Source organism: Fischerella sp. JS2 (genome assembly GCF_032393985.1).
Classification (GTDB): domain Bacteria; phylum Cyanobacteriota; class Cyanobacteriia; order Cyanobacteriales; family Nostocaceae; genus Fischerella.
Genome location: NZ_CP135918.1, coordinates 6,358,772 through 6,381,791, shown reverse-complemented (window position 1 = coordinate 6,381,791; position 23,020 = coordinate 6,358,772). Strand labels below are relative to the sequence as shown.

General features: G+C 41.0%; 21 protein-coding genes. 8 read left to right on the top strand and 13 right to left on the bottom strand.

The window, feature by feature from the left end; all coding sequences use genetic code 11:
• Positions 1-10 precede the first annotated feature (10 nt).
• The 5 genes from RS893_RS27340 to RS893_RS27320 form a co-directional block, all read right to left on the bottom strand.
• Complete coding sequence (locus RS893_RS27340) at positions 11-139, bottom strand: AraC family transcriptional regulator (RefSeq protein WP_315788728.1); 129 nt, start codon at positions 137-139, stop codon at positions 11-13.
• A 13-nt stretch (positions 140-152) separates the two neighbouring features.
• The gene (locus tag RS893_RS27335; RefSeq protein WP_315788727.1) at positions 153-749 is read right to left on the bottom strand and encodes an AraC family transcriptional regulator; all 597 of its coding nucleotides are present in this window, start codon (positions 747-749) and stop codon (positions 153-155) included.
• Positions 750-797: 48 nt separating this feature from the next.
• Positions 798-1,133, bottom strand: coding sequence for a cupin domain-containing protein (locus RS893_RS27330; protein WP_315788726.1), 336 nt, complete (start codon positions 1,131-1,133; stop codon positions 798-800).
• On the bottom strand, positions 1,130-4,009 hold the full coding sequence (locus RS893_RS27325; RefSeq protein WP_315788725.1) for a glycerol-3-phosphate acyltransferase: 2,880 nt from the start codon (positions 4,007-4,009) through the stop codon (positions 1,130-1,132). Before RS893_RS27325 ends, RS893_RS27330 begins: the two co-directional genes overlap by 4 nt.
• 669 nt (positions 4,010-4,678) lie before the next feature.
• Complete coding sequence (locus RS893_RS27320) at positions 4,679-4,819, bottom strand: hypothetical protein (RefSeq protein WP_315788724.1); 141 nt, start codon at positions 4,817-4,819, stop codon at positions 4,679-4,681.
• Between the two features lie 303 nt (positions 4,820-5,122).
• On the opposite strand from RS893_RS27320, the gene RS893_RS27315 reads away from it, so the two are divergent.
• A complete protein-coding gene (locus RS893_RS27315; RefSeq protein WP_315788723.1) occupies positions 5,123-6,070 on the top strand; it encodes an SGNH/GDSL hydrolase family protein in 948 nt (315 codons plus the stop codon).
• Between the two features lie 289 nt (positions 6,071-6,359).
• Positions 6,360-6,908, top strand: a complete 549-nt coding sequence (locus tag RS893_RS27310) for a pentapeptide repeat-containing protein (RefSeq protein ID WP_315788722.1) — start codon at positions 6,360-6,362, stop codon at positions 6,906-6,908.
• A 246-nt stretch (positions 6,909-7,154) separates the two neighbouring features.
• Here the strand turns inward: RS893_RS27310 and RS893_RS27305 are convergent, their stop codons facing one another.
• From RS893_RS27305 to RS893_RS27290, 4 genes are all read right to left on the bottom strand, one after another.
• Positions 7,155-8,027 carry an MBL fold metallo-hydrolase gene (locus RS893_RS27305; RefSeq protein ID WP_315788721.1) on the bottom strand — a complete coding sequence of 291 codons (873 nt, stop codon included), beginning with the start codon at positions 8,025-8,027 and terminating at the stop codon, positions 7,155-7,157.
• 243 nt (positions 8,028-8,270) lie between these two features.
• Positions 8,271-8,702 (bottom strand): archease, encoded by a 432-nt coding sequence (locus RS893_RS27300; protein WP_315788720.1) that lies wholly within the window; start codon positions 8,700-8,702, stop codon positions 8,271-8,273.
• 82 nt (positions 8,703-8,784) lie between these two features.
• Entirely contained in the window at positions 8,785-9,669 is an 885-nt protein-coding gene (locus tag RS893_RS27295) for a GTP-binding protein (protein WP_315788719.1), read from the bottom strand.
• A gap of 198 nt (positions 9,670-9,867) precedes the next feature.
• Entirely contained in the window at positions 9,868-11,328 is a 1,461-nt protein-coding gene (locus RS893_RS27290) for an RtcB family protein (RefSeq protein ID WP_315792117.1), read from the bottom strand.
• 641 nt (positions 11,329-11,969) lie between these two features.
• Between RS893_RS27290 and RS893_RS27285 the strand changes: the two genes are divergently transcribed.
• From RS893_RS27285 to RS893_RS27275, 3 genes are all read left to right on the top strand, one after another.
• Entirely contained in the window at positions 11,970-12,770 is an 801-nt protein-coding gene (locus RS893_RS27285) for a class I SAM-dependent methyltransferase (RefSeq protein WP_315788718.1), read from the top strand.
• 390 nt (positions 12,771-13,160) lie between these two features.
• Complete coding sequence (locus RS893_RS27280; RefSeq protein WP_315788717.1) at positions 13,161-13,319, top strand: hypothetical protein; 159 nt, start codon at positions 13,161-13,163, stop codon at positions 13,317-13,319.
• 555 nt (positions 13,320-13,874) lie between these two features.
• On the top strand, positions 13,875-14,024 hold the full coding sequence (locus tag RS893_RS27275; protein WP_009455060.1) for a hypothetical protein: 150 nt from the start codon (positions 13,875-13,877) through the stop codon (positions 14,022-14,024).
• A 53-nt stretch (positions 14,025-14,077) separates the two neighbouring features.
• On the opposite strand, the gene RS893_RS27270 is transcribed toward RS893_RS27275, so the two are convergent.
• Together RS893_RS27270 and RS893_RS27265 are read right to left on the bottom strand one after the other, a co-directional pair.
• Positions 14,078-15,028 (bottom strand): heme o synthase, encoded by a 951-nt coding sequence (locus tag RS893_RS27270; RefSeq protein WP_315788716.1) that lies wholly within the window; start codon positions 15,026-15,028, stop codon positions 14,078-14,080.
• Positions 15,029-15,134: 106 nt separating this feature from the next.
• Positions 15,135-16,097, bottom strand: a complete 963-nt coding sequence (locus tag RS893_RS27265; RefSeq protein ID WP_315788715.1) for a heme A synthase — start codon at positions 16,095-16,097, stop codon at positions 15,135-15,137.
• Between the two features lie 639 nt (positions 16,098-16,736).
• Here RS893_RS27265 and RS893_RS27260 point away from each other — a divergent pair.
• The 3 genes from RS893_RS27260 (at position 16,737) to RS893_RS27250 (ending at position 20,491) form a co-directional block, all read left to right on the top strand.
• Positions 16,737-17,819, top strand: coding sequence for a cytochrome c oxidase subunit II (locus RS893_RS27260; protein WP_315788714.1), 1,083 nt, complete (start codon positions 16,737-16,739; stop codon positions 17,817-17,819).
• A 146-nt stretch (positions 17,820-17,965) separates the two neighbouring features.
• Positions 17,966-19,708: a cytochrome c oxidase subunit I gene (gene ctaD, locus RS893_RS27255; protein WP_315788713.1), complete on the top strand. Its 1,743-nt coding sequence runs from the start codon at positions 17,966-17,968 to the stop codon at positions 19,706-19,708.
• Positions 19,709-19,873: 165 nt separating this feature from the next.
• Positions 19,874-20,491, top strand: coding sequence for a cytochrome c oxidase subunit 3 (locus RS893_RS27250; RefSeq protein WP_102171111.1), 618 nt, complete (start codon positions 19,874-19,876; stop codon positions 20,489-20,491).
• 178 nt (positions 20,492-20,669) lie between these two features.
• On the opposite strand, the gene RS893_RS27245 is transcribed toward RS893_RS27250, so the two are convergent.
• Positions 20,670-20,975, bottom strand: coding sequence for a hypothetical protein (locus RS893_RS27245; RefSeq protein ID WP_315788712.1), 306 nt, complete (start codon positions 20,973-20,975; stop codon positions 20,670-20,672).
• A 276-nt stretch (positions 20,976-21,251) separates the two neighbouring features.
• Positions 21,252-23,009 (bottom strand): arginine--tRNA ligase, encoded by a 1,758-nt coding sequence (gene argS / locus RS893_RS27240; RefSeq protein WP_315788711.1) that lies wholly within the window; start codon positions 23,007-23,009, stop codon positions 21,252-21,254.
• Between the last annotated feature and the right edge of the window lie 11 nt (positions 23,010-23,020).

The window sequence follows — 23,020 nt, the reverse complement described above, 5'->3', positions numbered from 1 at the left end:
GCTTCAAACTTCAACAATCTCGATAAGTCTTAGGTGTGACTCCTGTTATTTTACGAAATTGCTGTGTAAAGTGGCTCTGACTGTTGAAGCCGCACTGGAATGCAATCTCTGAAATTGAATTATTGCGCTGTTTTAACAACTTCTTTGCGCGTTCAACTCGCTGCTGCTACATATTGCCAAGGAGTTATCCCCATTGACTGCTTAAAGAGACTAGCAAAGTAGCATTGGCTAAAGTCTGCTATTTCAGCGAGATCCGCTAAATCAATATCTTGTTCAAGATGGGTATTGATATATTCCAGTACCCGTTTAAGCCTGACTTCACCCAATCCTGCCTCATACTTGTGTAACTTGAGAGGGCGTGAAGTATAATTTCTAAGCAGATGAATTGCTAACAAGTTTGCTAAAGAATCTAAATACAATCTGCTTCCCCATCTAGTTTGCTGGATTTCAGTGTGAATAGACTGGACAACAAATCCTATTTGCAAATCGCGTGTTTTTATAACACTAAGAAGTTCAACTTGCTCAGAGTGAGGGCAATTTGCTTCCAACGACATTCGACTTAGAAAAGTTGGATCGATGATCAATGCCAAAACTTCATCAGTTGTTTCACAAGCTCCAAAAAAAGGAGCTTTAGCCGGAATCAGAAGTAGCTCCCCTTGCAATAGAGATCCGTCATACTCTTGCCCACCGATGCGGAAAACTTGGCGTGTCACATTCCCCAGTTCAAAAACCAGTAGATGGTCACTCAATCCACCCGATACTTCACACTCTTCAGACAGCTGAAACTGAATCTCCCTCTAGGCTCGTAACCCAAAGTAAGTAAGAACTAATTCCGTCGTACCATTGTTGATTATTTCGTGTATTTCTGTTGCTTCTACAGCTACACAAGTTCCTGGTAATAAGGAATATTCTTGATTGTTGATGCGGATGATCCCTGTACCAGCCTCAACAAAAAATACTTCACACATATCATTGTGTGCGTGTGCTGAGGCTGTTTGTCCGGGGGCAAAACGTGCTTGGGAAAAGTTGGTTAAACCAGGTAATTCACCAAGCCGCAACATTACTTGTTTCTTAATTTCCAGGTTATGAGAAACAGGCTCTTGTGGTATTTCGTTCAGGGATACAATTTTCATTCTGGTCTGAGGTCGTTAGATATTTCCACAATACCCCTAGTACCATCAATGCGTACTTTTTGACCATCCTGTAAAATCCAAGTAGCATTACGTACATCCATAATTGCTGGGATGCCATACTCACGAGCTAAGATAGCTCCGTGGGAAAGCCTACCACCAGCTTCGGAAATCAATCCTCCTGCTCTCACTAGTAGAGGAGCCCAACCAGAATCTGTATAAGGAACTACTAAAATTATTTCCTTGTCAATGTCTGGAATTGATTGTAAATTTCGCAACACCTTCACCCTTCCTACTGCTTGTCCGGGACTGGCGGGGATACCTTGTAATGTGTGATCGGCAGACAGAGGAGCAATTCGCACAGGTAAAGCCGGAGCTGTATTGCCGTAAACTAACAGTGGCACTGGATTGATTTGAGCGTGTTCTGCAAGTTGCGATCGCCTCAATTTAATAATCTCAGGTAACTGCTCAACCAAATCTGTGTCAATCCCCTCAATCAAACGCCGAATTTCTGCAAATTCCAAAAAAAAGATATCTCCAGTTTCGCTCAACAAATTTGAGTTCACCCAAATCTGTGCCAATGCCACAAACGACCACCGCAAATGAGCTAATAATTGAGAATAAACTTCTGTGACTCGCCCTTTCAAATTCACACGCTGTTGGACGAAACCTTTGTTTCTCTTCACTTGGCGTTGTTGACGTTGAGGCGGTTCATTTCCCTGCATGAACTGCAACAATAACTGCTTGACTGCTTGGGGTTCTTCCTTCCAAGTAGGAACAGCAATATCAGTCCCTACTTCACTTAAATAACCATAACGTTGCAGCAATTGGTCAAACTCAGCCAGAATAGCTTGTCCTGACTCAGACTGGGACATCTCCTCAAACACAGTATTTGGCTTGAAGCGTGGGAATTGCTGCTTGGCTTTGGCGGCTAATTGTTGCAGCGATCGCAATGCTGCTACTTCTGGTGTGAGACTGTTATCTAATTTGCTATCTTTGACTTTAAATATAGCTTGGCGCATGGCTGCACTCAAGGGAGCCATAATACTGTAGAAGGTGGCATGGTGCAGCAAATCTAAAATATAGTCAATTCTTGCTAGCAGTTGTGGCGGATCTAGTTCCTCAGGTGATTCTGAAGACAAGCGCGATAAACCAGGGGCAAAATGCTTACGATAATCCCGCTTGAACTCCCTCTCTAACCATACCTCCCGCATTAACAACCGCAGCAGTCCGGGCAAATTTTCCCAGGTAGAGTTTAACGGTGGTTTGCTTAATTTTTCTCCCCTCGTTAAAAACTCGAGACTTTCTGGCGGTAGTCCCATACGCCGGAATATCTGTCCTAAGAGAGTGGCATTAAAATAAGCATGAGAATAATGCAATGTCGCTGTTTCATTAAAATTTAATCCCACAGCTTTTTCACCCAAGACAAGAGCAAAAATTGCTCCCCACACACCACAAGTTAAAGGACGATTAATCGACCATGTTAAAGGGCGAATTAACCCAGGAATAACTTCGGCGGCGATTTTGCGTGTCCAGATTGGCAATAAGGTACTAATTGGACGAGTTTGCAGTACCCACAGAGTTTGGCCGTCGTAACTCCATTCAATATCTTGAGGAACGCCGTGATAACGGTCTTCTAGACGTCGAGCTAAGTATGCTACTTGTTTAATTAATGCTGCTGGTACTCGTCCTTGTCCTTCCAGTTGAATCAGTGCCAAATTTTCTGTATCGACAACAAAAGCACGATATTGTTCTGGTGTCACCCGTCCAGATACAACTTGAACAGCGCTTCCTGGTAAAGCTTCAATTACAACTGCATCCTGTTCTTGCGTCATCGGATCGCGACTAAAGGCCACGCCAGAATACACTGATTGGACTTGTTGCTGAACTAGTACTGCGATCGCTGTATCTGTAACATTGCGATCGCGTCGGTATTGAACTGCTAGGGGTTCGTTGTAGGAAGCTTGGACTTTAGCGATCGCATTTTCCAAACCTTCTTTGGTGGTAACATTTAAAACAGTTTCGTACTGTCCTGCACCAGAAGCTTGTTCTGAGTCTTCACCAATCGCTGAAGAACGTACCACCAAAGGACATAATTCTGATGGTTGCAAGAAGTTAATCAACTGTTGGGGATCTTCATAAGGCATTAATACCCATCCCTTAGGCACAGGATAACCCCAGCGCTTGATTTGAGATAATTTTGCTGCCTTATTCCCCACAATTGCAGCATCTAATTCATCGTCTAGGGAAAGAATACTTTGATCGCCGCGTAAAAATTGCAATACTGCTTGGGAATCGGGTTTTGCATCTTGAGGTGGAAGATTCAAGTCATCAGGTATTTGTTTATAAATCCAGGCTAGTAAAGCAGCTAACCCAGCAGCAGCGATGATCATGAATGAATCTTCCATATGCAAAATTCCCACAATGATCGGAACCATAATCAGAACTACGTATTTTGCTAATCGGCGATCGCGCAAAATCGTAAAGCTGACACCTGTCACTAAAAATATAAATCCTGCTGCGAGTGGATCATGTACTGTAAATCCCCAGACAACGTTTGTAGTACCTGCACCTCTACCCATGCAGTATCTGCCCATAACCAGAGCAATTAAAGCTACCAATTCCCAAGCCGAACCATCTGGGAAATAAGCACGAGCAATCAAAACAGCAGCAATTCCCTTGGCAGCTTCAGATAAAACTGCCAAAATTCCTACAAATGTGCCACCGTGGTAAAAAGCAGCCGATACTCCTATATTGCCGGTACCGACTTCCGCCAATTGCCGCCCTGTCAGAGTTTGCGTAATCCAGGCAATTAACGGTAATGCACCCAGTAATGGGCAGACAACAACAATAACTAAGACACCCCAGAGTTCAAGCATTTTGGATTTTGGATTTTAGATTCCTCTTCAAATCTAAAATCTCAAATGTCAAAATTTTAGTATATGTCAGGACTTTTTCTTAATACTTCATGAAGGCAGGGGGTAGGAGGCAGAGGGTAGTCACGATGAAACTAGTTTCACTGCCATGCATGAAAAACCTCACCCCGTCAAGAGAGGACACGCCTCTTTTTACCAAGGAGAGGGGAAAGGGGTGAGGTTGCTTTCAAGCTAGAAGGCAGAGGATTTTAAAGATCATAAACAAAAAACGCCCCCCAACAGCCGTAAATAATTGCAAAGTGAAGACTTATAGCTTTCGTTGGCGAGGCGAGTGTTACCCAAGGGATAGAACCGAATAACTATTCAAGTTGTCAGTTGTACAAATGGATATTCCACTTTGTGTCTTACTGTCTTGGTGGTTCAAAAATGTAGTCACTAACACCCTTCGGGTTCGCCACTTTGCCAACCCTTACGGGAAGTCGCTCCGCATCTAGGTGACGGAAACCGGAGCCACTGCGGTGGACTCCTTTCCCGGCATAAAGAAAGAGGCGTCACCTGGCGTCCAAGACGGCAAGTGGACTCACTAAGACACTAAGACTCTAAGGAAAAAATTAAATTGATTTAGCTGAATAAATATACTCTATTGGCCTAATTCTTGTGCCGCTACTGAAATTAATTTACTGCATAGGCTGCTTGTAGTGCCCAAATAATCAGACCTGCGATCGCTCCCAAAAGTACTACGGTGGAAATAGTGACTACTTTCGGGGAGTCTGCTCCATCAAATTTCATAATTCCTCGATTTAAATCGGACATGGCTTTGTAATCCTCCTTATATTACAGGTCTGGTTTTCCCGTCTCGATTGTAATCTTTCCGTTTGCAACTGATATGAGATTCTTAACTAATATTTTGTTTAAGCTTTGTAAATTTAGCATCACCAATATTACTTATATCAAAAGAAATACTAGGAATTTTTATACAAAAATTTACTTAATATTTAAAACTAAAAAGTATAAGTTATAACAATAATCACATTGTTGTTTGTTGCTAAAACATGGTTATTTCTGCCAAATAATAAACATCAGCACTGTACTAATTCATTTCTAAGGCATTTACAGGTGAAAGAAACATTAGTAATTATTTTAACTTTGGTGTTAGGTTTGTTTGTGGCTATAGAAATAGCGATGCGATCGCTTTTTGGTTTTGGCAATCCCTTAACTTACATTGCGGACGAGCAAATTGGCTATTTACTAGCTCCCAACCAGCGCACCCGTCGTTATGGCAATCGCATTGAAATTAATCAATACTCTATGCGAAGTGAAGCAATCGAACAGACGCCTTCTTCTACGCTGCGGGTATTGTTGTTAGGAGATTCAATTGCTAACGGTGGTTGGTGGACAGCTCAGAATAATACTATTTCTAGCCTGATTCAAGGTTCTTTAAGAGCAACAAATCCTAGTAATTACCAACAAATTCAAGTATTAAATGCTTCAGCTAATTCTTGGGGACCCAGAAATGAATTAGCATATTTAGAGAAATTTGGTAGTTTTAATGCTCAGGTAGTAGTATTAATAATTAATACAGATGATTTATTTGCTACTGCTCCGACATCTTTACCAGTGGGACGCGATCGCAACTATCCAGATCGCAAACCCCCTTTAGCATTAGTGGAGGTGTTGCGAAATTATATTTTTAAGCCCCAGCCAATACCAGAATTAGCAGCAATACATAAAGAAGGTGGCGATCGCGTTGGTAGAAATTTGGAAGCTATTGGGAAAATTCAAGCATTAACGCGTCAAAGCAATAGCCAATTTCTACTTGTCATGACTCCCTTATTGCGCGAAATTGGCTCACCAGGTTCTCGCGATTATGAAGTTAAAGCACGTCAACGTCTTAGTGAATTTACCAAAACCCAGCAAATTGCATATATAGATTTTCTACCGAAATTCAATACTACCAAAAACCCAAAAACTCTATATCACGACCACATCCATCTCAATCTACAAGGAAATCAAATCGTGAGTGAGGTAATTAAGCAAAAGCTAATTGATATTTTGAAATTTTAAGAATCATGAATTATAAATTATGAATTATGAAGTAGGAGGGGAAAGTTATCAGTTATTAAATCTAATGGCTTATTGTTCACTGTTAACTGTCAACTGTTAACTAATTTGTAAAATGGTATGCATATTTCCATTAAGCAAGTGTGTCATGAGCGAAAAACTCAAGCAAAATAATAGAACAAGATATAGCAACAAGAATTTCAGTTGCTATCAACTCAATACTTGTGTGGTTTGGATGGAGTGAAACTCAAAGCTCAACTTGCTCACTTGTAAATATTGCGAGGTGGATAATATGGACTTTAATATGCTCCTAAGCCGATATGAAACAGGAGAACGGGATTTTGTCGGTATAAATCTCCATAAAGTAAACCTTCGTGAAGTAGATTTGAGTGGGGCAAATTTTTGTGGAGCAGATTTGAGTGGAGCAGATCTCAGCCAAGCTAATTTAAGCGGGTGTAACTTTAGTCGAGCAAATCTGACGGATGCAGATTTAACCAGAGCAGATTTGAACGGTGCAAATTTGAGCGAGATCAACTTGATTGGAGCAGACTTAATTAATGCTAACCTCGAGGGAACTAATTTAAGTCGTGCAGATTTGCGAGGTGCAAATTTAATTAGAGCTAACTTAACGAAGGCAAATTTGAGTGAAGCAGAATTGAGTGGTGCGGATTTAAGCGGAGCTAATCTTAATCAAGCAAATCTGATTGAAACAAACTTGAATGAAGCAGAACTCAATGGTGTTAATATAACCGGAGCAACCATAACTGAAAGAGAAATGAGTGGGGTAATTATGCACACTGGTTTGTCCCATAAATGGATAACTTGGGCTGGTGGTTGCTGAGGGCTTTATTTTTGTCTAAGTCCTGCTAATAATAATCATGCGATCGCTCTAATGGATAATGGTTCCATATATTAATTCGGCAAGCAACTACACAATAACTACTAACTTTCATCATGAAATTCCGGAAATAGATTGTTGTTTGTAGAATTATCTAGTGATGAAGTGAGGATGTTTACACAAAAACCGGGTTTTAATCATAGAATTAAAACCCGATTTCTTGACTGAGGTTACAAAATTCAAACTAGCTTATTGAGTTTCCATCCACGCAATACACTTTTGCATTTGCTCTTTCATAGTTTCTGCATCTGTGTGATACCTCCGACCATGACCTGGAAGCACCCACTCAAAAGTATAATTAGCCAACTTCCGCATAGACTGAATTAGTTCTGACCAAGAGTACCAACAATAATTACGGAAGGCTATTAGCTGCTGAAGTTCATCATCCCAAGCGAGATGATCTCCAGTAAAGAGAAATTTATGTTTGTAAAGCAGCACAGTATGTCCTTTACTGTGACCGGGAACTGGGATAATCAATAAATCAGGAGCAAGCTGAAAAGGTTCCGAACCAGCCAATTGAATTTCGACATCACGAGTATCCTGATTGATATCATCTTTGTGCAAAATACGTTGACAGCCAAAATGCTCTGCATACTTTTGATGATCTGCTACATCATCCATGTGAGTTAGGTACATATAACGTATTCCCCCCATTTCTTCTAAACGCTTGACTAAAGGCGGTGTAAAGCGAGGAGAATCTATTAAAACATTACCTTCTGATCGTTGAATAAAGTAGCCAGCTCCACCATAGGATTTTTCCGAATGGTAGCCACAATCATAGACATTTTCTTCTACAGGAATCGGAAAGCTTAGCTGAACAATTTTGATATCTTGAGGCTTATCAACAGTACCAATTGAACTAGTAGGACAAGATAAAAGTGCTTGCAATGCTTTTAATCTTTCTTTGTTGTTTGTTGGTTGATGATAAACTGCCGACATGCCCTCAGCTTCAATAAATACCTCCGGAGCCATCCAACGGCAAGTGTCACAGTCGATACAAGTGGTATCGACATAAAAATCGCCACTGACATTTTGAGGGCGACGCAGATTTAAATGAGCCATATTAAACCTGTTAATTTTTAGAAACGGTAATTATGCTTGTATTACTACACTAGCAAATGCGACCTGGTGTTTTGAAATGCAAAGGATCGCAAAGGAGAACGCAATGGGGCGCAGAGTTTGACTAAAAGTTCGATCCTCAAGCAATTCATTATTTGCGTTATGCAGTTAGCATTTTATCTAGCGATCGCTCTCTAATTTTGGTTCAAAGCTGTGTGATCTTTAGTCTTCATCTCAAAGTTTAAACTAAATATCAAGAATCACCATTGCCCTCCAACCATCACTGATTTTTTCTACTTGAAACTGATGTAAAGTGACAGCTTTCACATCTACTAACTGTTGATGGCGTTGAGGGTCAAGTTTTTCTCCTTGGAGTACAGCACTCAGGTGATAGTTACCGTCTTTCTCCTCAAAATTAATTTGCTGTGTTCGTAACAAAAGTTGTTCGCTGTCTTTGTAATAAATTAGTTCTTGCAGAAAATTAAATAGTAAGAGATCTAATTCATCATTATCCAAGCTGATATTTCGCGTTTCTTTTGGTTCTATCGAATCCAAATTTTCAATCATAGTATTAATTGTGGCATTACCTGCTGCTTTAAAAAGCTTTTGCAAATCTTCTCCCCAAGCACAAAAGGCAGTATCAGCAGTGGCAATATCTTCCAAAAATTCGTAACGCATAAATTTCTCAATCTTAATTTTCTCTGTGTTCTCTATGTTCTCTACAGTTTATTCAATATTATTTATATACAAAAGTAGTATTTCATTGTTCACATAATTTTAATCTATTGATAATTTCTGATTTAATCAATCTTAAGTCTTTACCAATAAAAACTAATTCCGTTGCTGTTTGTGGAAATAACTCTAATTCCCAACGTCCAGCTACAAAATTAAACAAATAAACGCCTTCTAAAAACTTGATAAATCCTTTGGCGCGATAAATTTCAGTTCCTAAACTATCAGCAAATTCTTCAAAGCACTGGCGATTAAAATTAGCAGAAGAGTTATAACTAAATGATTCAAATTCTGGTTGATGGACGTGGTGTGGTGGTGCTTGTACTTTTTCGTGACTTATACCAAATAGCAACTCTGCATCTACTTTACCCCGTACAGTATGTACAATCGCAGCAGTTCCATTAATAGAATTTAACTTTCTCTCAATTGTTTGCAATTCAGTTTCAGAAACTAAATCAACCTTGTTTAAAAGAATAGTGTCCGCAGCTTCAATTTGAATTCGCGTTGTGTGACCAATGGAGGGATATTTAATCATGGCATCGGCATCAATAACTGTAATCACTCCATCCAGCCTTACTCTGTGTAAACTTTCTTGAATATCAAAAACTAAAGCATCCGGTTCTGCGACTCCGGTTGTTTCCACGACGATGTAATCGGGATCAACATTATCTATGATTTCATTCACGGCGGCTTCAAATTCACCTAGTAGCGAACAGCAAACACAACCACCACCCAAATCTGCCATTTGAACGTTTTTACCTTGAATGATTTTGGTATCGATCGCTATTTCGCCAAATTCGTTCATCAAAATGGCAATCTTTTTGGGGAAAGTGTCAAGGATATGACGCAGCAGTGTTGTTTTGCCGCTTCCCAACGGCCCGGTAATTACTGTTAATGGTGTACGTACTGCCATAAGAATCCAAAATCAAAAATCTGAACTTACGTTTAAGTTGTACTAACTAATAGAATTCTTGCAAGAAAACTGTTTTATGGTAGAAACGACCACAGACGAATACAGATAAATTATCGGTGTACATCTGTGTTTATCTGTGTTCGATTTCCAAAAGATAATATTTGTCATAGTTCAAATTCACATTAGGTTTAATTAGCATTACCCCTTGATATTCCCAATCGGTGTTAACCTGACTACCCGCTTGCTAATCCCTGCTAACTCAGCCGCTTCAATGACATCATCAATATCTTTGTAGGCTCCACCTGCTTCTTCTGCTAATCCTGAATAGGAGGTACTGCGGACATAAATACCCCGACTTTCCATCTCTTTTTTAAGTTTTTCGCCGCGATAGATTTTTCGTGCTTTCGCTCGACTCATCGTCCGTCCGCTACCGTGAGCTGTGCTAAAGAAAGTTTGGTCGCCACTGGGTACACCTACTAATAAATAAGAGCCAGTTTCCATACTGCCGCCAATAATCACCGGCTGACCAATATTTTTATACCGCTCAGGTACATCTCCCATCCCAGGAGCAAAAGCACGAGTTGCACCTTTACGGTGGACAAGGAGCGATCGCTCTTGGCCATCAATAATATGACGCTCTAGTTTAGCGGTATTGTGAGCGACATCATAAACCATATGCATACCTAAATTTTGGGGCGATCGTCCTAAAATTTCCGAGAACACTTCCCGAATCCGGTGCAAAATCACTTGACGATTAGCAAACGACATATTAATGCCGCATTTCATCGCCGCAAAATAAGCTTGACCTTCAGGAGAGTTAAAAGGCGCACAAGCTAATTCTCGATCCAAAATTTTGATCCCGTACTTACTTTCCATTACCTTCAGGAAAGTTTGCAGATAGTCAGTTGCTACCTGATGACCAAATCCCCGACTTCCACAGTGAAACATCACCACCACTTGATTAGGAATAGTAATTCCCAAACTCCGTGCTAATTCCTGGTCATAAATATTCTCTGGTCGAGCAACTTGAATTTCCAAATAGTGGTTCCCAGACCCCAAAGTACCGATTTGGTTGAAACCTCTATCAATCGCTTTTTCACTGATTTTGCTAGCATCAGCACCCTGAATACACCCGTTTTCTTCTACCAATTCCAAGTCTTCTTCCCAACCGTAACCATTACGGATGCACCATTGCGTGCCTTCTTCCACCACTTTCCGAAACTCATTGCGGGAAAGTTTCACAAACCCAGTGCTTCCTACCCCAGCAGGAACCCTTTCGTACAGTCTATCTACTAATTTTTTAATATATGGTTTAACTTGATCATAAGTTAGATTTGTTACCATCAAGCGCATACCACAATTAATATCAAAACCGATACCACCAGGAGAAATCACACCACCTGCTTCTACATCCATCGCCGCCACACCACCAATCGGGAAACCATAACCAAAGTGTCCGTCAGGCATACACAAAGCGTACTTAGTTATGCCTGGAAGTGTAGCCACATTAGTAACTTGGTCATAAACAGCGTCGTCCAATTGCTGAATTAATTTTTCTGTTCCATAGATCCGCGCCGGAACACGCATTCCCTGTTTGTAGGAAACTGGAATTTCCCAGATAGTGTCAGAAATTCTTTTTAAATCTTCAATCATTACCATATACAGCACTCCCGCGCTTTGTTCGGTGTTTGCTTTAGTAAAGGTCATTGCCACAAAATCCCATTGGTTCGTGGCGGGAGTCTCAAAATATGCTGATAAACTTTTGCATATATAGATTCGAGGATAAAGTTTCTATTGAATTGAAACCTCTGTCTAGAGAAATGTGTGACATACTGCCGTTAGCTAAAATACAAGCAAGCTGATGCCTAATCAACAAATTTCAGCCACTCAAGCAAGTAGTAATCTAGTTCCAGTCGCCAGCAAATCTCCTGTATTATCAAGTAACAAAACTAACTATCAAACTTTTGTAGAACTATAGCTTTATTGGTGTGCATCTGGGTTTATCCGTGTTCTTTTGTTTTCGTTCACCTATGTATCCTATGGAAAGCTTATAAGCATGTCTACGTTTTTTCCCTGTGCTACACCTAACTGCAAACCGCTATATATTAAAACCACAAGAAAATTTATATTTATAAATCGAACACCGATGCACACCGATACACACGGATGGATTTTTCATTTGGATTTTATCTACTCTGCGTCCCTCTAGGTTGAAAAACACTAAAGTCAACTTTATCGGTGTGCATCTGTGTTCATCCGTGTTCGCTTTTTCCCCAAAAATTTTATGCACTACAACCAATATGCAATACGAACAACAATACAAACAAGAAGTAATAGATTTCTTTAACAGCAGAACAAGTTACGACAACGATTACACCATTCGTCGCACTCTGCCTTTACTAGAGTTAGTTCACCTACAAAAGGGACAAAAAGTATTAGATATAGCAACTGGCACGGGTATAATTGCCATTGCTGCTGCCCAAATTATTGGCTCGGAAGGAAAAGTAATTGGAGTTGATTTTTCTTTAGGAATGCTTGAGCAAGCACAACAAAAAATTGAAGAATTAGGCTTGCAAAATATTGAGTTAATAGAAGCAGATGCAGAAGATATCGACTTTAAAGATGAAAGCTTTGATATCATTCTTTGTTCTACAGCAATCGTTTACTTTACAGATATTCCTGCTGCTTTACACAAATGGTATCGTTTTCTGAAACAAGGTGGCATTGTAGGCTTTTCTGCTTGCTCTCAAGAATCATGTGAAGCACCACTCATCATTGAAGTTTGTGCCAAACATGGTATTACAATGACAAACATTAATGAGCCAACAGGAACTCCCCAGAAGTGTCAAAATTTGCTCCAAGAAGCTGGTTTTAAAGATATTAAAGTCAAAAGCGAACAATTTGGTTTTTACCGTAGTATTGAGCAAGCTCAAGAATGGAATGGACTATGGTTTCACCCTAGAGAAAATCCCTTATTACAGCTTTCTGCGGAGCAAATGCAAGAATTACAAGCAGAGTATCGTCAACAAATAGAAGCAATGGCAACAGAACAAGGTGTTTGGTATGAAAATATGACTATTTTCGCAACTGGCCGTAAATGATTAATTAATGATTAATTGGGTTAACACTATAAATATTGCGCCAATTAATGCATGTTTTGACATCATAATTAATTTCAAAAAAACAGTCAACAACTTTATTTTTTATTTAAAAATTTCCAGAATATATACATATTTCATAGCCAAAGATTAGAAATAGAGAACTACTTTTGACAGATGTAGGTTATACCTTTAGACATATGAATGTCCGATAACAGATACCTAAATTAGGGTACTAAGGTTATCGCTCTCCTGATTTTGTAAGTGAGGCTGAGAGGATATCTAAGAAGTCAAATTTTAATCGCAATTGATGCTAAGAAATTGCAGCCCTACACTTTTCAGATATCCTTACAATCCCAGCAATTACCATGAATTAATTTCCAGGAGGAACTCATGATTATTTCTGATCTGAATCACATCGAATCTGCTGACTCTAGTCAAATTATTGGTGGTCACTACGGAGGCAGATACTACGGAGGTAAAAAATACTACGGAGGATACTACGGTTACAAAGGCAGAGGATACAAACACTACGGCTGTTGCAAGTACTAAATACTGACAACTTGCACTAGTTTGTAATATCAGGATGCGAAACCTCCTCGTTACCAGGTTCAACCTGGTAACGACAATAGCTTACATGATTTTGTAAGTGAGGTTAAGAGGATTTCTAAGAAGTCAAAGTTTAATCAAAATTGGTATTAAAAAATTGTAGCCCTGCACTTTTCAGATATCTTTGCAATCACAGCAATTATCATGAATTAATTTCCAGGAGGAACTCATGATTATTTTTGATTTGAATCACATCGAATCTGTTGACTCTAGTCAAATTTTTGGTGGTCAAGACAAAAAATTTAAAGACAAAGACAAAGACGAAGACAAATACAAAAAGAAATACAAATGCTATAAGTGCTACGATTGTTACAAAGACTAAAGACTGACAACTTGCACTAGTTTGTAGTACCAGGATGGGAAGCCCTCAAACCCTCGTTACCAGGTTGAACCTGGTAACGAAAATAATTTGTATAATTTATTTTTATTTTTATAAACAAAATTAATGGATAATTGTATTAGTGTCAGCCCTATTAACATCTCGCTAGAGGATTCAAGATGAGTATTTTACGTCAAATGGCGTTGAGTGCTTTTTTTGCTCTTTTCTTAGCAGCTATTCTTGGTGTTGTTAAGAATCAACCTTCTTTAACAGCTTCGGCTGGTATAGCTGCTGGTGTGTGTGGACGCGCTCTTTCTGCTATTAAATAATTTAAAAAACCGGGTTTTTTGAAAAACCCGGTTTAATTCCAGTCAGTTAACTCTCACATCAAATGCAACTGCCTAAGTACGAAATTAACTGCATGATGGGTAAGAGGAAGACTATCAATTACCATACCCAAACACAAAAGCATCATGTAAGAAATGGAATAGAGAAATAATCCTCTTGCTAAATTCCGATCGCTTGGATCACGCAACAATTGCCAAGCTTTGTAAATGAATACTCCGCCTAAATATAGCGCGATCGCACCATAAACTAATCCTGTTTGCTGCAAGGGATAAACTAGCATTAGTGTGGCTACGACTGTGATCAGGGTGTACCACCAAATCTGTCGCACTGTCGCTGGATTACCTGCAACTACTGGTAGCATTGGTACACCAACTTTTGCGTAATCATCCCGAATCATCAAGGCTAAAGCCCAGAAGTGGGGCGGTGTCCACAAAAAGACTATTGTAAATAATAACCATGCTGTCCAGCTAAGATTACCAGTAACAGCCGCCCAACCTACCAGTGTGGGAATTGCTCCTGCTGCCCCACCAATGACGATATTGAGGGTGCTATGACGCTTTAGCCAATGAGTATAAACTAACACATAAAAACCTATACCAGCCATTGCTAGTAAGGCAGCTAGCAAGTTGGCGAATACTGACAATAGGCTAAAGGAAATAACAGCAAGAGCGATCGCAAAAATCAGAGCATCACGCGACTGTATTCTACCAGAAGGGATGGGACGATGACGGGTACGCTCCATCTCATAATCTATATCTCGGTCATAAATACAGTTAATTGTCTGGGCGCTAGCAGCAGCTAAAGTGCCACCAGAGAGAGTGACTAACAATAGCATCGGGTCTACTTGTCCCTTTGCTGCGATCCACATACTGCCAGCTGTTGTAATTAAGAGTAACGGGATAATCCTGGGTTTGGTTAGCTGGTAGTAACTTTGCAGAACCTGTAAAAACGATTCATGCTGCTTCGAGACATTAGTCTCAATCATCTTGGCACTATTTCCTTAATCTTGAATAATTTGTATGCTGCCGCCATGAGTATCAGTTATCAGTTGTCAGTTATCAGTGATCAAAAACTGTTAACTGTTAACTGATTTAATTTGGAATTGGATTGGCAGTCTCGGTGTTGGATTCAGCATTAATACTGCGGGTTGTTCCCCAATCACGTAAAGAAAGAACAGTGAACACCACTAAAATACCTAGCAAGGTCGCTCCTATAGCTTGGTGAGATACTGTTAATGGCTCAACTTGCAGATGTAACCTGAAAGTGGCAAATCCCACAATTAATTGTAAAATCAATAACCCGCCAGCCATATTTGCGAGTTTGCGTAGGGCTGGGTGGAGTGCTGGTGTACGCCAAGCCGTGAAAACCAGTGTCAATATTGCCACAGTTGGCGGAATCAAGCCAAAAATGTGGCTGTACATCACATCACAAAGTTGATAACCCGCAAAACATTGGTGTAGTGCCCAGCGAGAACCGACTAAAGCACCGAGAAGACTCTGGACATAAACCAAAATAGTGGCGGTTAAACCTACCCAAGGCAACTTACCAACAGTTCCGGTAGCTTGGTAGGGAGTGAGTGCAGTACCGATCGCTAGTAAAGTAGAGAAAAATACCAAAGCTGTTCCCAAGTGAGCGGTCACAATATCAAACCGCAACAGTTGCGTAACAGTAAGTCCACCTAACACGCCTTGGAAGATAATTAAAAACAGGGCGAATGTGGATGCCCAAGGTAGCCACTTGGGTAGACAGCGACGATTCCACCAAGATACACCCACAAGTGCGATCGCGCTGACTCCAATTAATGCTGCATCCAATCTATGAAACCATTCCAGAAACACCTGGAAATTCATTTGCTTGGTTGGTACTAGTTCACCATAGCATAAAGGCCAGTCTGGACAAGCCAATCCTGCATTCATGACGCGGGTAGCGCTGCCTATAGCCATTAACATCAAGGTGGCTACACACATTCTCCATACCCAGCGCCGAATTCGATCTTTGGGATTTTGCTGTTCTACTGCTGCTACATTTTGTTGTTCTAGGACAAATTCGCTCATGAAAGATACCCTTGAGTTGCTCTTCGTGAGCCACCAAATTCAAACGTTTGCTACTTGATTTTAGATTTGAGATTGCAGATTTTAGAGTTAATCCAGGCCAGCTTCTGAGGCTGGGGAATCTTGGATTATCGATGGAGGATTTTTAAATAATTGAAACTGGGCAATTGAAACCATTTCAAAATCCAAAATCCGTCTTGAAAAGCTTTGAGGTTCCCTCCGGGACGCTGCTTTGTAGACGCCCGCTTTCTCGGCTTCAAGGTAGAGTACGCCGGAAGTCCCTAGCTCAAACTTTTCGCAAAATCTAAAATCCACACCTCCACCCTAGCTTATGGAAACTGGGGTAAAAGTTCGGCTCTCACTTATACTGTGAAGCACCTTCTTTACTTTGTGCCTAAGCTTTAGGTATTTTTCAAGTTGTAGGCAATAGACTGCTGGAGATACTTCTAGCTTTAGGAAAGTTTTCTGGTCATTGGCATCCATCCTTCGGCATATCTAACCAATACATTCTGTTGAGGATCGAAAAATCAGCTTAAAAATTAATAATGATTTTACCTTCTGGGACTATATGTCCTATAGGCTGGACTACCGTAGTAAGTGAGCAGTTCTGTCCTAGTAGTAAAGTCGTTAACTTTATCAACCGTGAAAATTCCAAGTTCAATCTGGACATTACTTATCGGCATTGTGCTGACATTGGCCAGCCTCTGGTATGGTCAAAATCATGGCTTGTTGCCTACCCAAGCTTCCGATGAAGCTGTTTTAGTGGATGCTCTGTTCAATGCAATGATGACCGTGTCCACGGGTATATTTTTAATTGTCGAAGGCGTTTTAATCTACACCGCCTTTAAATATCGCCGACGTGCAGGTGATAACGCAGATGGTCAGCCAGTGCATGGTAATGTACCACTAGAAATTCTCTGGACAGCGATCCCCGCGATTATTGTCATCGGTATCTCTGTCTACAGTTTCGATGTTTACAATGAAATGGGCGGCTTTGATCCCCATGCCATTCACGACGCACCCATAACACCCCAAGCGATGAAAATGCCAGGGGCAGCGATCGCAGCAACTTTGACCGATACACCTCCCAGTGATCAACTCAACCTCAATCAGCAAAAATCTGATGAGGCGATGCAAGATCCAGCCACTGCCGCAGTCCGCAATGCTGACCAAATTCCGCAGAAGCAGGACGCCCCTGGTGTCGGCAGTGTTGCTCCTACAATTGGTGCTAGTCGGGAAAAGCAAGGCAAACCACCCGAACTTGTGGTTAACGTCACAGGTTTACAGTATGCCTTCATTTTCACCTACCCAGACACAGGCATAACTTCTGGTGAATTGCACGTTCCTATCGGACGGGAAGTGAAACTAAATATGTCCGCAAATGATGTCATCCATGCTTTCTGGGTTCCGGAATTCCGCCTCAAGCAAGATGTGATCCCCGGTCGGCAAACAGAGGTTCGGTTTACACCGAAAACAGAGGGCAGTTATGCTGTAGTTTGTGCGGAACTGTGTGGGCCCTATCACGGTGCAATGAGGACACAAGTAATAGTAGAAAAACCAGAAGCATTTGAAAAGTGGGTACAAGAACAGCAGATTGCCAGTGCTGAAACTCTCAATCAGGCAGTTGCTGTCAACCCTGCGGAACTATCCCCAGCGCAGTATCTTGCCTCACACACTCAAGATATGAAAATTCAGCCAGAAATGTTACATCAATTGCACAACTAGTCATTAGTCATTGGTCATTAGTCATTAGTCATCAGTCATTAGTCATTAATCGTTAGCTTCTTCACAAAGAACAAATGAAAAATGACAAAGGACAAATGACAAATGACAAAGGACAAATGACAAAGGACAAATGACAATAGATTTTTATGACACAAGCACAAATACAACAAACAGCTAATATCCCAGCTCAGGCTGAGGAACCAGGGATCAGAAAATGGTGGGAATACTTTACCTTTAACACTGACCACAAAGTCATTGGTATTCAATACCTAGTCACCACCTTCATTTTCTACTGTATTGGTGGGGTGATGGCTGATTTAGTACGTACCGAACTACGAACCCCAGAAGTAGATTTTGTTACCCCTGAAGTCTACAACAGCTTGTTTACGCTGCACGCCACAATTATGATTTTCTTGTGGATTGTGCCTGCGGGTGCGGGTTTTGCTAACTATGTCATGCCCTTGATGATTGGGGCAAAAGATATGGCATTTCCTCGCCTCAATGCCTTGGCTTTTTGGATCATTCCCCCAGCCGGTTTAATGCTAATTGCCAGTTTAGCTGTAGGCGATGCCCCAGATGCAGGTTGGACTTCTTACCCTCCCTTGAGTTTGGTAACAGGTCAGGTGGGTGAGGGAATCTGGATTATGAGTGTCCTGCTGTTGGGTACATCCTCAATTTTGGGGGCGATTAATTTCCTCGTCACCCTCCTGAAAATGCGTACCCCTGGCATGGGATTCCATCAAATGCCCCTGTTCTGCTGGGCGATGTTGGCAACTTCAGCGTTGGTGTTGTTATCGACACCTGTGCTAGCAGCAGGGCTAATTTTGCTTGCCTTTGATTTATTTGTAGGCACGACATTTTTTAATCCTACAGGCGGTGGTGATCCAGTTGTTTACCAGCACATGTTCTGGTTCTACTCGCACCCTGCGGTTTACATTATGATTTTGCCCTTCTTTGGGGTGATTTCGGAAGTGATCCCCGTTCACTCTCGTAAACCCATTTTTGGTTATAAAGCGATCGCCTATTCTTCTTTGGCAATTAGCTTTCTGGGTTTAATTGTGTGGGCGCACCACATGTTCACCAGTGGTATTCCCGGTTGGTTACGGATGTTTTTCATGATCACGACGATGATCATTGCCGTACCTACGGGTATTAAAATTTTCAGTTGGCTAGGAACTATGTGGGGTGGCAAACTCCGCCTTAACACTGCCATGCTTTTTGCAATGGGCTTTGTAGGTACTTTTGTGATTGGTGGTATCAGTGGTGTTATGTTGGCAGCTGTGCCTTTTGATATCCACGTCCACGACACCTATTTCGTAGTCGCACACCTACATTACGTCCTGTTTGGTGGTAGTGTTTTGGGTATCTATGCCGCTTTCTACCATTGGTTCCCAAAAATGACGGGACGGATGTTAAACGAATTTTGGGGTAAAGTTCATTTTGCCTTGACTATTGTTGGTCTGAATATGACCTTCTTACCCATGCACAAGCTGGGAATGATGGGGATGAACCGCCGTGTTGCCCAGTATGATCCTAAATTTGCTTTGCTCAACGAAGTTTGTACTTACGGTGCTTATATACTGGCAGTTTCCACATTACCTTTTATTGTCAATGTAATTTGGAGTTGGATGTACGGGCCCAAAGCTGGCAACAATCCTTGGAATGCTCTGACTCTGGAGTGGATGACTACTTCGCCACCAGCATTTGAAAATTTTGACAAACCCCCCGTACTGGCTACTGGCCCCTATGATTACGGTTTGGAAAGGGCTAAAGAAGGTGTGCCTTTATCTAGTTCCGATCCAGCTTTATCTGCTGGTCCTAATTCCGTCTTACGCGCCGATCCTGACGAACCCTATCCATCTATCGCTGCTGAAAAAGGCGAACGCTAATAAAGGATGAAGGCAAAAGGCACAAAGCAGAAGGCAGAAGGATAAATACTAATTATTTAACCTTCATCCTTCATCCTTCACCCTACTCTACGAGAAGCCTATGAGCGCGTCTACATACTTCATACTTCATCCTTCATCCTTCACCCTTCATACTTCAATAGATTCATGAGTCAAACTATTGACCCAGCAAAAACAGCCCTAAATTATCACCACACAGCAGAAGCTGCTCACCACGAAGAACATCATGACTATCGTCTCTTTGGACTAATTGTGTTTCTGATTGCCGAAGGGATGATTTTTATGGGTTTGTTCGGAGCCTACTTAGCTTTCCGTTCGACATTACCTGCTTGGCCGCCGGAAGGTACTCCAGAATTAGAGTTATTACTTCCTGGAGTTAACACCATTAACCTAATTGCCAGCAGTTTTGTGATTCACAATGCTGATACCGCCATCAAAAAGAATGATGTGCGGGGTATGCAAATGTGGTTTGCTATTACTGCTGTGATGGGGATCATTTTCTTGGCGGGACAGATGTATGAATACTTCCACCTGGAATTTGGTCTGACTACTAATTTATTTGCCAGTGCATTTTACGTTTTGACTGGTTTCCATGGACTGCACGTAACGATTGGTGTTTTAGCAATCTTAGCGGTGCTGTGGCGATCGCGCAAAAAGGGTCACTACAGTAGCGAAAAGCACTTTGGCATTGAAGCTGCTGAAATTTATTGGCACTTTGTAGACGTGATTTGGATCATCTTATTCGGATTATTGTATATACTGTGAGTATTACTTTTTACTCCACTCTCTGATGACACAACCCCCAATAGGGGGTTTTTTATTTGATGAAACCTAAAAACTTTATAAAATAAAAATCAGGAGTTATGCATAAAAAAATGCTACTCCTGAGTTTTACATTCTACCTTTATCATCAAAATAACAATATTTTCAGTAGCATCTTTACCTAGCTTGTCACTAAATTAGAACGCCAAGAATTTGTTATGACTTCACTACTCTTAGTGCGTCCATCTGGGGAAGTGTAATCCTTTCTTGATGTAGTACTACCAGAATTTTGATTACCCTCATCTCCACCTTCTTCACCGAGAGCTAAAGTAGTCAATATATTTTGAACTCCCGGAGGAACAAGTTCAGGGGAAAGAAAGTAGTTATATCCACCTGTAACTTTTTCGCTTTGATCATGGCTAAGTTCTTCAAAGCACAAACCAAGTTTTTCTAACTCAGAGAGATCTAAATCAAAAGGATGACGCATAACAGACTCCTAGAATTTTTCAAGGCAAAAGTCAAAAGTAAAAAGTCAAAACTAGACCTTTGACTTTACGTAAGCTGTTCAATTTCCCCTGTTTCAAGCAAGCTAGGGAATCAAAAAATTACCCAAACCAAATTAGGGTAAAAATTGAGAATTTAATTTTTACCCCTAACTAAAATTTAAAGGTAATGTCTATGTATTTCCAGTTTAATTGCGTAATTTAATTTACCTAAATGTGAAGAGAAAATTTCATTTTTCAGCAAAGTTCCACTTCATATACTACATCCGCTCCAACACCTGAATTCCTAACAAAGACAGTCCCAACTTCAAGGTTCTAGCTGTTAAATAACACAGTGCTAAACGTGATGTTCTGATTAGTTCCTCAGATTTGAGAACGGGACAGTTTTCGTAAAACTTGTTAAACTTATCACTGAGTTGATACAAGTATTCACATAACCGATTCGGCAATAAATCCTGCTCAACCTCACTAATAATTTCATCAAGTTGTAACAAATGCTTTGCTAAAGTTAATTCTGTATCTTTCTGCAACAGAATTTTGGCATCTGTACCTAACTTTTCAAAATCAACGTTCCCTTCGCGGCTAATTCCTTGGGTACGGACGTAAGCATAAAGCATGTAGGGTGCGGTGTTACCTTTGAGGGAGAGCATTTTGTCATAGCTAAAGACATAGTTGCTGGTGCGGTTTTGACTCAAATCTGCATACTTCACCGCACTGATCCCAACTACTTTGGCAACGTTAGCTTTGAACTCTTCTGTTTCTTGTCGTCCCTCTTGCGTTAATCTACTTTCTAGGTCTGCACGCGCTCGAGCGATCGCTTCATCTAATAAATCCCGTAACCGTACTGTATCCCCAGAACGAGTTTTGAATTTCTTACCATCTTCACCCAACACTAAACCAAAGGGAACGTGAACAAGTTCCACGTCATCGGGAACCCACCCTGCCTTATGGGCTACTTGAAACACTTGGGCAAAATGGTTTGCTTGTCCAGCATCTGTAACATAAATTATGCGTTTAGCATGATCATTTTGAATCCGGTAGCGAATGGCAGCTAAATCTGTAGTTGCGTAGTTGTAACCACCATCAGATTTTTGCACAATCAAAGGCAGTGGTTCACCTTCTTTATTAGTAAATCCTTCTAAAAAAACGCATTTTGCCCCTTGATCTTCTACTAGTAACCCAGCCTGTTCTAAATCTTCTACAACTTTTGCTAGTAAGGGATTGTAGAAAGACTCTCCCCGTTCTTGCACTTTAATATCTAACAAGTCGTAAATAACTTGAAACTCTGCCCTTGACTGTTCACACAACAATTTCCAAGCATGAATTGTATCTTCTGCGCCTGCTTGTAATCTGACAACTTCTAGGCGTGCTTGTTCTTGGAAAGCTTCATCTTCATCAAACCGCTTTTTAGCTTGCTTATAAAAGGTAACTAAATCACCAATATCTAAAGCATTAGCAGTTGTCAGGGCTTGTGGGTAAACTTCCCGCAGATATGTAATTAACATCCCAAACTGCGTTCCCCAATCACCAACGTGATTTAACCGCAGCACGTCATGACCCCGAAACTCTAAAATTCGGGCAATGCTATCGCCGATAATGGTAGAACGCAGGTGTCCGACGTGCATTTCTTTGGCAATGTTGGGACTAGAAAAATCCACAATCTCGCGCTTTGGCGTTTTCGCTTCGGCGACTCCCAATCTGTAATCTGCTTGCATCGCCGCCAGTTGTGCTTCTAAGTATTGTGTCGTGAGTTTGAGATTGATAAAACCAGGCCCAGCAACTTCCGGTGGTTTGCAAATATCGGATACAGCCAATTTATCAACTATAGCTTGAGCGATCGCTCGTGGCTGTTGTCCTAAACGTTTTGCTAAAGATAAAGCTACATTCGCCTGATAATCACCAAATCTAGGATTGCTGGCTGCAACTAACACCGGATCTACTCCGGCGAACTCCGCGCCAAAAGCTGTAACTAAAGCTTGCTGTAATTTTTCTTTTAATAGTTCTTGTGTAGCGTTCATATATATTGTTG

Excerpts from the sequence above, each read along its gene's own strand:
- RS893_RS27330 (WP_315788726.1), bottom strand. The coding sequence starts at position 1,133 with ATGAAAATTGTATCCCTGAACGAAATACCACAAGAGCCTGTTTCTCAT.
- RS893_RS27325 (WP_315788725.1), bottom strand. The coding sequence starts at position 4,009 with ATGCTTGAACTCTGGGGTGTCTTAGTTATTGTTGTTGTCTGCCCATTA.
- RS893_RS27320 (WP_315788724.1), bottom strand. The coding sequence starts at position 4,819 with ATGTCCGATTTAAATCGAGGAATTATGAAATTTGATGGAGCAGACTCC.
- RS893_RS27310 (WP_315788722.1), top strand. The coding sequence starts at position 6,360 with ATGGACTTTAATATGCTCCTAAGCCGATATGAAACAGGAGAACGGGAT.
- RS893_RS27305 (WP_315788721.1), bottom strand. The coding sequence starts at position 8,027 with ATGGCTCATTTAAATCTGCGTCGCCCTCAAAATGTCAGTGGCGATTTT.
- RS893_RS27300 (WP_315788720.1), bottom strand. The coding sequence starts at position 8,702 with ATGCGTTACGAATTTTTGGAAGATATTGCCACTGCTGATACTGCCTTT.
- RS893_RS27295 (WP_315788719.1), bottom strand. The coding sequence starts at position 9,669 with ATGGCAGTACGTACACCATTAACAGTAATTACCGGGCCGTTGGGAAGC.
- RS893_RS27290 (WP_315792117.1), bottom strand. The coding sequence starts at position 11,328 with ATGGTAATGATTGAAGATTTAAAAAGAATTTCTGACACTATCTGGGAA.
- RS893_RS27285 (WP_315788718.1), top strand. The coding sequence starts at position 11,970 with ATGCAATACGAACAACAATACAAACAAGAAGTAATAGATTTCTTTAAC.
- RS893_RS27280 (WP_315788717.1), top strand. The coding sequence starts at position 13,161 with ATGATTATTTCTGATCTGAATCACATCGAATCTGCTGACTCTAGTCAA.
- RS893_RS27275 (WP_009455060.1), top strand. The coding sequence starts at position 13,875 with ATGAGTATTTTACGTCAAATGGCGTTGAGTGCTTTTTTTGCTCTTTTC.
- RS893_RS27270 (WP_315788716.1), bottom strand. The coding sequence starts at position 15,028 with ATGATTGAGACTAATGTCTCGAAGCAGCATGAATCGTTTTTACAGGTT.
- RS893_RS27265 (WP_315788715.1), bottom strand. The coding sequence starts at position 16,097 with ATGAGCGAATTTGTCCTAGAACAACAAAATGTAGCAGCAGTAGAACAG.
- ctaD (WP_315788713.1), top strand. The coding sequence starts at position 17,966 with ATGACACAAGCACAAATACAACAAACAGCTAATATCCCAGCTCAGGCT.
- RS893_RS27250 (WP_102171111.1), top strand. The coding sequence starts at position 19,874 with ATGAGTCAAACTATTGACCCAGCAAAAACAGCCCTAAATTATCACCAC.
- RS893_RS27245 (WP_315788712.1), bottom strand. The coding sequence starts at position 20,975 with ATGCGTCATCCTTTTGATTTAGATCTCTCTGAGTTAGAAAAACTTGGT.
- argS (WP_315788711.1), bottom strand. The coding sequence starts at position 23,009 with ATGAACGCTACACAAGAACTATTAAAAGAAAAATTACAGCAAGCTTTA.